Origin of the sequence: Dendronalium phyllosphericum CENA369 (assembly GCF_016056275.1) — a bacterium.
GTDB classification, from domain to species: domain Bacteria; phylum Cyanobacteriota; class Cyanobacteriia; order Cyanobacteriales; family Nostocaceae; genus Dendronalium; species Dendronalium phyllosphericum.
The window spans coordinates 17369-27252 of the sequence record NZ_JAECZA010000245.1 but is presented as its reverse complement, the minus strand read 5'-3'; the positions used below and the strand labels follow the sequence as shown (position 1 = coordinate 27252).

The window sequence follows — 9884 nt, the reverse complement described above, 5'->3', positions numbered from 1 at the left end:
CATAAAATGCTTGGGAGATAAAGGTTATCAAGGTATTCAAAAACTACATAGCAATAGTCAGATTCCTAAGAAAAAACCTAGAGGAGGTAAGTTAACTTGTGAGGATAAAAAGAGCAATCAAGAATTAGCTAAAATCAGAGTTTTAGGTGAGCATGTAAATCGGAAGCTGAAGGTATTTAAAATTTTGTCCTTCACTTATAGAAATCGTCGAAAAAGATTTAGTTTGAGGTTTAATCTGATTGCTGCTCTCTACAATTACGAGCTTCGTCTTCCCCAAACCGAATTTGCTTAAGCGACTTTTGCAAGAGGTCTAATAACTCGTTCTGTCGTAGGCTGTTCATGTACAGCTAATTGGTTAGTAGGTATAAATACCTCGGCTTCGTAGACTGCAAGAGCGGTTGTCATGGCGTTTGTATACCTGTCTCTAAACTAATGTTTTGTGTCGTGTAGGTGGTTAAAGAGAACCAACCCTATAAGTGATAATTGGCGTGTTAGCGGGTTAGGGTATCGGCGTTGTCGCCACGTCTTGACACCTGTTAGCTAACCCTATAGTTGAACGTTGGTTTACGTTGCCATTAGCTGATGTAATTCGTCGTACCATTGCTGTCGTCGTTGGCTCTCGTTACGTCGTCGCGCAAAGGCTGACTGTGCGGTTGATGCAAAATATTTAACGAGTGAGATGACCTGACAAAATAACAACACGAGGGCAACGATAACCACAACAGCAAGCGTTGGCGTGGCTGGCTGGCTGCTCGGCTGTTGGATATTCCTCTGCGTTATCCCAAGGGCTAGGTAATAACGTTATGGTTTCAACTGGTTCATTGGTTGCTAGGTGGTTATCAATAGCAGCTTGCCATGTTGCCTTGGCTGATAGCTTACCGAATGTCTTAACATCGTCGTTTGTTAAACCCAATGCGGTTGCTTGCTGTTTCAATTCTTTGATGGTGGACATAGTTGCAATTCCTTAGCGGCGTGGTGAAGTGATGTACCGCTCGATGTAAATAATGTAGCAAACAAAGTGGACATAACCAAGCGACAGAACGCTGAGGTTGTTAACAAATAAGAGTTGTGGAAAGTAATACTGTTAGTAGTGGTTAGACATGTGTATAAATAATGTTATACGGGGGTACAACACGCTACTATAATATAGAGACTCACTCAAAAAATACGCGCCATATTTTTACGATAGATACTAGACACAGAGCGCGTTTCAGACATCGAGTTGAACGGGCGTTATACCAACGGTTTCAACGACGGTTCACGCCACCGCGTCTGATAAACCTACGTAAACTGCAACTACATGGTTTTACCCATGAAAATACTGCCACACCGACCTACCCGTTAACCCACCTTTTACGACGTAAGAGACTATTGACGATGAGTATTTATGACTAGTTTAACAACGGATGTTCACGTCGTTGGTATATAGTTGGTAAGGTGTGGATAGTGAGTCGTCCTGATAATACGTGTTGACAGTAAAGATAGATGTGTTATACTGTTATACAAGAATGACACCTATAACTCACTAACACACTAATAACGGCGTTGGGACATGGTTAGTCTCAGCGTCGTTGTTGTTGTGGTATGTTTGTGGTACGTGATGGCAGAGAGTGTGGACATGGAAAACCAACACCTGACTGATGCTGAGGTAGCAACACAGTTGCACCAACTCATTCACCACATTGAGGCACAGCTAAACGCACAAGAGTTATCAACAAGCTGGCTGATGAAACGGTCACTAAGCTATTTGGCAAGGGCATTACTTTTCTACTCGCTAGCAACACGACAAGAACCACCTCACATTGACTTAGCACCAATTTGCACAACCGAACCATTATTACCAGATAAGGTTGACCCAAATAAGTTTGAGTGATGGGGTGTACGTAGATGAATTTGGGTAGGTGTTGAGCGTCTGTCGTGGGGTCTGCTCTCTACCGCACTACGGAGCATGGTTTTACCTCTCAGCTAGCGTGTTGAGTAGCGTGGGGTACAAATGCTTATATGTCACAACCCATTTACTTTGCTTAATTTTCGCTGACTGAGTAATGGTGTAGTCTCTGTTGTATGTGCCATATTAAATACCAATAAACAAGGCTTACTACCTACTGGAGACGGGCAGAGAGACTAACACAAATGAACCGTTTACTCATCATCGCTGCTATCATCGCGTTTATCTTCGCTCCTGAGTTGCGTTCCATTCTGGGTTTAAAACCTCAGCCGACAAAACCTGAGCCTACTTATTGGTGTTTGGATAGGACAACTAACCGCAACTATAAGTGTGACCATGAGTCATTTATAGAAGATATGAATAAAACACGTGTTGAACTGCAACGTCAGTCTGATAAAGACTTGGAGATGTATCGTAAAATTTGGGCTGAGTCAGAAGCTAGAGACAGATCAGAAACAGAGCGACTATACAACGAACATGCTAAGTAGTTAATACGTGCCCCTGCCACACCCCTCTCTTTCTCACACCTGCTGTCCTCACCCCCCTTTACTGTCCTCAGTGTCCTGACGTACTGGTGACACCCTAGAACCCTTACCCCCCTTTACTGTCCTCAGTGTCCTCAGATGTCCTCAGCTTTTAAAGAGTTAGAGTAAACGCTTAAGCGGTAGTAGTAGTGTGGGAGGAGAGACACGTCAAAGTCTTTATTACCCTGGTGACACTGGTGACACTGGTGACAAGCTATATACAGTAAGGGTTTCAGTCTGTCCTCAGCCCTGTCCTCAGCCTGGTGACACTAGACATCTGAGGACACCCCAACACAAAATAAACCACGCCTTTAACATAGAAGGCGCGGTGTTGATGTAGGGGTTAACAGTTGCGGTTTAGAAGTGTTCAGACGTTGGGATGTTAGCGGTAGTCACTTTGACATCATCGGCGGTGACACCATTAAGTGTTGGTTTGTACCAGTACCATGCTCTAACCCCGTTAAGCCGTTGCTGTCTTCTGGTGCATCCAAGTTTTTTTAGAATGTCGCTTATTTCCCTTTCAGCCCTCTTGTCGTTGAGCCTACTTGTTTCAAACCTTAGAGCATTTTCCATAATGTCGGTTAATGTACATGGGTTATGCCCTGTCATATACGTTGAAACCTTCTCTAGCCAAGGGTGAGTTTGTTCGTATTGGGACGTGTCCTCTGCTGACTGTACAGACTCAACCTCATTTAGCGTCGATGGTTCACCCGCAAGGTACAGCGACAGGACGGCTCCCCAAACGTCATCCCTCATTTGTTCTACAGCAGCCGTGTCTATTGTTTTCTCAACATTAACAACCCAGAAACGACGGTTGCCTGTTGGGTCTGTTAGAAACTCGCTCTGGTCGAGGTTTTAAAACTTGGCGTTTCTTGCACCGAGCGTAGTTAAGAGATGCCACGCGCCCAAGGTTTGAGACTTCATAGCGACCTTCATAACCTGGGATGGCTAACCAAACCTCAGCATCACGGTTGTTAACCTGAATAGTCTCGTCAGTTTGAACAACTGGGTTACTCATGACTCACCCCCACTCTTTTCAAACGCTCAAGGTGGTCAGCGTGTTGTGAATTTAGACTTACACGGAACAAGTCAGCTAGGTGGGTTCCCATCTCAGACGCTAATGCTGAGTAAGCCGCGTGTTCGCTTTCGGTTAGGCGCACAGTCAACTGGATGTTGCGTTTCATTTGGTTCAACCTTTTATTGGTTTACGTTATTCGTGTAACCGCGCCCTCTCGGACATGTCGTTAAAACCAACAACGTAAAACGGGCATCACAGCCGTAGTCATAGATGTGGTTCTATACTAGTTGCGTTAAAGTCGTAAAAGTCTAATGGTTGTGTTAAAACACGGGAACTTCAGAGACGTGACCAGAAGCGTAGTGTTTGAGGATAACTGCTGGTGTGTTACCTACTAGCTTTGCTACCTGTGACACGGTTAACCCAGCGTTCAACGCTAACGTGATGAAAGTATGGCGACAGTTGTAAGGTGGTCTGTAGCGTTGTACCTTACCTTCAGTGACCAACCCGTTAACTATAAGCTTCCAGCCCAAGGCAGTAGGGATAGTATCGTTGTTTATCGTCTGACCGTGGTAATGTGTCGTAAACACCAATGAGTCAGGCTCATTCTCATTTTTCTTTAAACTCTGCAACAATTCCCGCAGCATGGTGTTGCATGGAAACCGTCGCGGTTTGTGAGTCTTTGTGTCTTTTACTAGTTTGTATCTGACTGAATATGACTCGCAAAAAAGTATGAATTCATCAGAGACGTTACACCATCTCAATGCACAAGCTTCTCCTGGTCTACAGCCTGTTATGAATAAGAAACGGATGAAATTATAGTAATGCTTATACTTGGGGTGCTTTCTATAAGCTTCGATGATAGCGTCTCGCTCGTCACGGTTGAATGGGTCAATGTTTTCGACCGACCATTGTTGCTTCAACTCGTTCGCCATACCAACAAACGGGTTATCATCTATCAACCCCGCAGAAACAGACCACTTACAACAAGCGTTTAACTGAATTAATAAACGTTTAACGGTATCGTTTGTATATGTTGTTATAAGATAATGACGTATATAGGCAGCGTCATTTGGGTTGTAAGACGGTAGCCTGTTGATATGGTTGGTGTAATAACCGAGGTACTTCTGTACAAAAGTAGTCGTTGCTACTATCGGTCTGCGATATTCACAGTAGGCTAACCATAATTCTCGCAGGTTAGGTACAGTTTTTGGTTTGGTGGAAATAACAGGCTGTTGTTGAAACTTATACCGCGTTAGCGTTTGGTCTAACGTACCTTTTTGAATATCCTCTTCTAGTTCCCAAGCCTTTAACTGTACCTTACGTCTGTTATCAGGCGTATCATCCAGACCTGTTGATATGTATCTCGCGTTTACATCGGCAATTGTGCGTGGCAGACGAAGACGCAATTTGCCTTGTTTTACCTCAATTCCTACAGTCCCGCGTTTATTTCGTTTCATCGTCTCGGTTAGTTTTTGGTAGCCGTTTGCGTAGCCAATTCACTAACCGGGTATGTTTTCGTTCAACCGTTACAAACCAACAGCTTGGTTAAAACGCGCTATCTCAAAACTATGAGAGCCATATACTCCTTCTATCTGCTGACGACAGCAGTCAATGGCAAAATCGTTGAGTTCTTCCGGCTCAATGCCGTACATATCCTGAAATACTTCTGTTTCTACTCGGCAGAAACGCGGACGATTGGCATAAATGCGGCATTCTCTGCTGCTATGGTCGAAGTTAACGCACCATCCGCTTTCGCCTACCATGCTGAGATATTGTTCTAATTCTGCTTGTGAGAGATACTCATCCAAGTCTGGACGCTCTGATGGATCGAGATGACAGCAGGCTCCACATTGTTTTATACATTGCCAGTTTGCCATTTTGTGTCTTTTCCTATAATTTTGTTAAGGAAATTAAATGTAGCAGTCGATCCCCGGATATGATTGATCGCGGGTTTTGCAATTGAGTTATTAAATTTTTAAACCAGTTGGGAGGATAAGAGGAAAAATGTTAGACGGTATAATTAGCGGTTTCACCAGCATTAATTGGGAAGTTATTTTTCAGTTGCTATCTGTAGCACTAATCGTTCTTGCTGGCCCAGCGGTAATCTTTGTACTGGCATTTCGCAACGGCAACCTGTAAAGTGCTGAGTGCTGAGGAGCCAGCGCCGTGCGGGGGTTCCCCCCGTTGAGGCGACTGGCGTTGCTGAGTGAAAAGTTCAGAGTTAGGAGTGAGATGTTAATTAAAAGCTCATAACTCATGACTTACAACTCAGGATTCAGCACTGATAATGCTTTGAGTGCAGCTTGAATAATGCTGTCATATTGCGGTTGAGTGACATCAACCTCTGTAGCGTCTTCACGATGAATGCCAAGTAAACCGATTGTACGTCCTGGGTACATAACTAAGACTTTGCCTTCAGGATTTTTAATTCTTAATTCTGGTAAAAAATCTTTTTGATAGATGCCACAAATGTACTGCCGTTGCTTGTACTGAAAACTGGTTTTTAACGGTTTCAGTGGCGAGGCATAAAATAGGTGAGATTGGGGAAGTAGTTCGGAATGAATTGACTGCTTCCCTGTGTCATTATTTGGAAGTCTGACACCTTGTAACTCTAACTCAATGGAGGTGTCACCGTTAAAGTAATTTTCTCGCAGCTTGTAAGCAACATCCACAGATGAAGGTAGGGGGAAATAGTCGCGCCAACGCCAAGCGATCGCTTTGATTTTATACTGTTGCTGATTGATAGTTTGGCTAAGTGTTAGCTTGATGTGACCCTTACCAACAATTTGTTGCTCAATAACTTGGACATTCGGTGTCCAAAATATGGGATCGGGGTTATCGATACCGCAAGGGTGGAGAGTATTTAGTTGCTGGTAAAGTTGCCGATCGATTTGATTCAAATTAGCTTCAGCATCAATTTTGAGTAGAGGCTTGAGGTGTTGGGGTTCTAAACGCTGGTTAGCAAATTCATACAAACGCGATCGCAATGCTGATAAATTCTCTGCTAGTAAAGAAAATCCTCCCGCAGCTTTGTGTCCGCCAAATTTGCCGAGTAAATCTTGACAATATTCCAAAGCTGCAAACACGTGAAATTCAGGAATTCCCCGTGCTGAACCGCGAATATGTCCTTCATCTTCATAAGTGCCAATGAATACGGGAACTCCGTAACGTTCTAGCAAGCGGGAGGCGACGATACCAATAACACCGTGATGCCAATTCGGTTGGACAACTACTAATACTTTGTCTTGCTGTAGAGTGGTGATAAATTCTGTTTCTACATAGGCGATCGCTTCTTGTTCAATTTGCTCGCACATTTGCTGGCGAGTAGTGTTGATTTGTTCGCACTGCATTGCTCTTTCTAGTGCGATTCCCATATCATCCGTAGTCAACAATTCAATCACAGTTTGGGGATTACCAATCCTACCAATGGCGTTAATTCGCGGCCCTAGGCGAAACCCGATATCCTCCGGTTTGAGAGACTTGGTAGATGACGCGGAGAGGGTAAGACGGGGAGACGCGGAGAAAGAACTCTTCTTGTCCCCCCATCCCTGCGTCTCCGTGTCTCCTTGTCCCTCTTCCCTTGCCTGTACGCCAGCTACTTGAATTAACGCCTGTACTCCGGCTAAGTGAGATTTCGGTAAATGTTTTAAACCGCGTTTCACCCAACGGCGGTTTACACCTGTTAGGGGAGCTAAATCTGCGATCGTTCCTAGCGTAAACAGTGCTAGCATCGGCTGAATTAAGCCTTTGGTCTCGCCTAGCTGTTGTGCTAAACACACTGCCAATATATAGGCAACACCAACACCAGCAACACCCCGATATGGTGAAGATTCTGCTATCAGTTTGGGGTTGAGGATAGCGTTAGCAGGGGGTAATTTTTGGGGAATGTCGTGGTGATCGGTAACAATTACTTTTAGTCCCAGTTCTCTGGCTCTGGCAATAGGTTCAAATGCGGAAATGCCATTGTCTACAGTTAGAATTAGTTCTACACCTTCGCTGTGAAATTCTTCAACGATGCGTTTGTTAATCCCGTAGCCTTCGTGCATTCGACTGGGGATAGCGTAATCTACCTTAGCTCCTAAAGTGCGGAGACTCCGCAATAGTAGAGCAGTGCTAGTCATTCCATCAGCATCGTAGTCGCCACAAATAGCAATTTTATCTTGGGAAGCGATCGCATTTTGCAACAACTCCACACTCATTGCTAAATCTGGGAATTCCTCTAACGGCGAAGGCAAGACTAAAGATTCTGGCTCTAAAAAAGCTTGTGCTTGTTCTGGTGTTTCGATACCTCGATTAATCAACAACTGACTGACGATGGGTGAGAGGTTGATTAAACCCGCTAAATGTTGGGCTATTTCTAATTTTTGTGGGTAAATTTGCCAGCGCTGATTTGGTAAGCGCCTGCGAGGTTTTAAGATTTCCGATACAGGTTTGTCCAGCACAATACGAGTTAGGAGAGACGCGATTAATCGCGTCTGTACAATAGTTTTAAAATATGTTCACTCTACCATCATCCATAATATACAACGAGCGATCGCCAGGAGAACGCCAAGTCGGACGAAGTTCTACCCGCAAAGTGCCAAAGTTGGGTTTTGAGATATTTGCTTGTAATGCTAAACCCGCTTCGTTCCAAAATATTAGAGATGTATTTGGTTCCGTACCTTCTATTTGTTCTAGCTGAAATTCCTGTCCGGCATTTAACGATATTGGGTTAGTGCTGGAAGGTTTTTGCAGTTGGATCGGATTTGGTGTTTTATTTACTACTTGAACTTTAATACGTTGTCCTGGTTTAAATTGGATTGGGCCTTGACCGCATTTAGAGGCACAGGTTCCAGCCAGACTGATATTAGAATTATTGCTTGATACTAATAAAACAGTAGCAGCGACTAAAGCAACTGACAGAAGTTTAAACATCACATACAGTCTCACTATTTGTCATAAATGTTACTCTAGTGAATTAGTGTTAAACCTCAGCAGATTTTCCTGAATTAGAACTTTTAGCGATAACTCATTACCACTACGAATAAATTGAATTCTTCAACCTAATTCTGTGCTGAATTCCGGTAATTTTATTTGGCATAGTTTTTGCACCAAAGTATATGTCACTCAATTTTATGAACTTCTGCAAGAGGAGGAGACATGGTTACGCGCTTAGCATCTGGCAGACAAAGTTTATTAGCACTTGATTGGTTGAATGTATTTTTGGCAGATATTCAAGGTGGTGTCGGGCCGTTTTTGGTTGTCTACCTCACATCGAGCCTACATTGGAACCCAGCGGAAGTGGGTTTAGTAATGACTATCTCTGGATTAGCAGGGGTAATAGCTCAAACACCTGCTGGGGCCTTAATTGACCGAGTTCGTCAAAAGCGATCGCTCATTGTCATGGCGGCTGTGTTAATTGCCATTAGTTCAATTGCTACTATTGCGATTCCAACATTTTCCGTCATTGCAGCAGCCCAATCGCTGACCGCCATTGCTGGAGCCTTTTTTGGCCCCACAATCGCTGCTATTTCTCTAGGATTAGTGGGGCGACAGGGAATGGATCGCCGCATCGGACGCAATCAAACCCTCAGCTCGGCTGGAAACGTGGTAGCGGCGTTACTAGCAGGATTAATCGGTCATTTTGTCGGTCAAGCAGGTATTTTTTGCTTTATTGCGCTGATGTCGTTAGCAGTGATTTTCTGTGCCTTAAAGATTCGCAAACATGATATCGACTATCGATTATCGCGAGGGGGCGATGATAGCGATCGGCAAGTGCATGTTTCTAAAGTTACAAATATGTGGAGCGATCGCCGCTTGCTAATATTTGCTATCTGTGCTGTGTTATTTCACTTTGCTAATGCCGCCATGCTACCTTTAGTAGGTGAAATGCTGGCTCATCACAAAGGCGGCAGTCCAGCTTTATTTATGTCTGCCTGTATTATCACAGCCCAACTAGTAATGGTTCCACTAGGAATTTTAGTCGGTCAACGGGCAAGCCGCAGTCAGCGCAAACCAATCTTTTTGCTAGCGTTTCTAGCATTGCCGATTCGCGGTGTACTCTATACCCTCAGCGATAATTCTTTCTTTTTGGTATCTGTGCAATTATTGGATGGTATCGGTGCAGGAATTTTTGGCGTGATGCAGCTTTTGGTAATAGCCGATTTGACTAAAGGAACAGGACACTTCAATCTAGCACAGGGAGCAATTGGGGCTGCTGTTGGCATTGGTGCGTCCCTCAGTAACTACTTAGCTGGTTATGTAGCTAAAGAAGCTGGGTATAATGCTAGCTTCTTAAGTATGGCGGCGATCGCCGCCTCTGCCTTGGCTTTCTTCTGGTTCTTTATGCCTGAAACTAAATCTACATCCCATGCGGAAAGCTCTCAATCAGAGTTATCTACGCTGGGAGAGTAAG

At 44.1% G+C, this 9884-nt stretch carries 12 protein-coding genes and 1 pseudogene; 5 read left to right on the top strand and 8 right to left on the bottom strand.

The features are described from left to right. On the top strand, positions 1-292 hold a 292-nt coding region (locus tag I8752_RS29030; protein WP_318780860.1), incomplete at its 5' end, for a transposase family protein. A gap of 375 nt (positions 293-667) precedes the next feature. Here I8752_RS29030 and I8752_RS29025 read toward each other — a convergent pair. Continuing rightward, the gene (locus I8752_RS29025) at positions 668-952 is read right to left on the bottom strand and encodes a hypothetical protein (RefSeq protein ID WP_214435677.1); all 285 of its coding nucleotides are present in this window, start codon (positions 950-952) and stop codon (positions 668-670) included. Positions 953-1552: 600 nt separating this feature from the next. Between I8752_RS29025 and I8752_RS29020 the strand changes: the two genes are divergently transcribed. Beyond that, on the top strand, positions 1553-1873 hold the full coding sequence (locus tag I8752_RS29020) for a hypothetical protein (RefSeq protein WP_214435676.1): 321 nt from the start codon (positions 1553-1555) through the stop codon (positions 1871-1873). A gap of 260 nt (positions 1874-2133) precedes the next feature. Beyond that, positions 2134-2436, top strand: a complete 303-nt coding sequence (locus I8752_RS29015; RefSeq protein WP_214435675.1) for a hypothetical protein — start codon at positions 2134-2136, stop codon at positions 2434-2436. Between the two features lie 741 nt (positions 2437-3177). On the opposite strand, the pseudogene I8752_RS38220 reads toward I8752_RS29015, so the two are convergent. The 5 genes and pseudogenes from I8752_RS38220 to I8752_RS28990 form a co-directional block, all read right to left on the bottom strand. After that, positions 3178-3261 (bottom strand): annotated as a pseudogene (locus tag I8752_RS38220) (hypothetical protein); the annotation flags it as partial. A 4-nt stretch (positions 3262-3265) separates the two neighbouring features. Continuing rightward, a complete protein-coding gene (locus I8752_RS29005; protein ID WP_214435674.1) occupies positions 3266-3490 on the bottom strand; it encodes an NUMOD4 domain-containing protein in 225 nt (74 codons plus the stop codon). Continuing rightward, a complete protein-coding gene (locus tag I8752_RS29000; RefSeq protein ID WP_214435673.1) occupies positions 3483-3656 on the bottom strand; it encodes a hypothetical protein in 174 nt (57 codons plus the stop codon). Before I8752_RS29000 ends, I8752_RS29005 begins: the two co-directional genes overlap by 8 nt. 154 nt (positions 3657-3810) lie before the next feature. Continuing rightward, complete coding sequence (locus I8752_RS28995) at positions 3811-4947, bottom strand: tyrosine-type recombinase/integrase (RefSeq protein ID WP_214435672.1); 1137 nt, start codon at positions 4945-4947, stop codon at positions 3811-3813. 69 nt (positions 4948-5016) lie between these two features. Next, positions 5017-5367, bottom strand: a complete 351-nt coding sequence (locus tag I8752_RS28990; RefSeq protein WP_214435671.1) for a YkgJ family cysteine cluster protein — start codon at positions 5365-5367, stop codon at positions 5017-5019. 127 nt (positions 5368-5494) lie between these two features. Here I8752_RS28990 and psb30 point away from each other — a divergent pair, with 127 nt between their 5' ends. Further along, a complete protein-coding gene (gene psb30, locus I8752_RS28985; protein WP_214435670.1) occupies positions 5495-5629 on the top strand; it encodes a photosystem II reaction center protein Ycf12/Psb30 in 135 nt (44 codons plus the stop codon). Positions 5630-5751: 122 nt separating this feature from the next. Here psb30 and I8752_RS28980 read toward each other — a convergent pair whose 3' ends face one another. Together I8752_RS28980 and I8752_RS28975 are read right to left on the bottom strand one after the other, a co-directional pair. After that, on the bottom strand, positions 5752-7932 hold the full coding sequence (locus I8752_RS28980; RefSeq protein ID WP_214435669.1) for a single-stranded-DNA-specific exonuclease RecJ: 2181 nt from the start codon (positions 7930-7932) through the stop codon (positions 5752-5754). A gap of 46 nt (positions 7933-7978) precedes the next feature. Next, on the bottom strand, positions 7979-8404 hold the full coding sequence (locus I8752_RS28975) for a hypothetical protein (protein WP_214435679.1): 426 nt from the start codon (positions 8402-8404) through the stop codon (positions 7979-7981). 225 nt (positions 8405-8629) lie between these two features. On the opposite strand from I8752_RS28975, the gene I8752_RS28970 reads away from it, so the two are divergent. After that, positions 8630-9883 (top strand): MFS transporter, encoded by a 1254-nt coding sequence (locus tag I8752_RS28970; protein ID WP_214435668.1) that lies wholly within the window; start codon positions 8630-8632, stop codon positions 9881-9883. Position 9884: the final 1 nt, after the last annotated feature.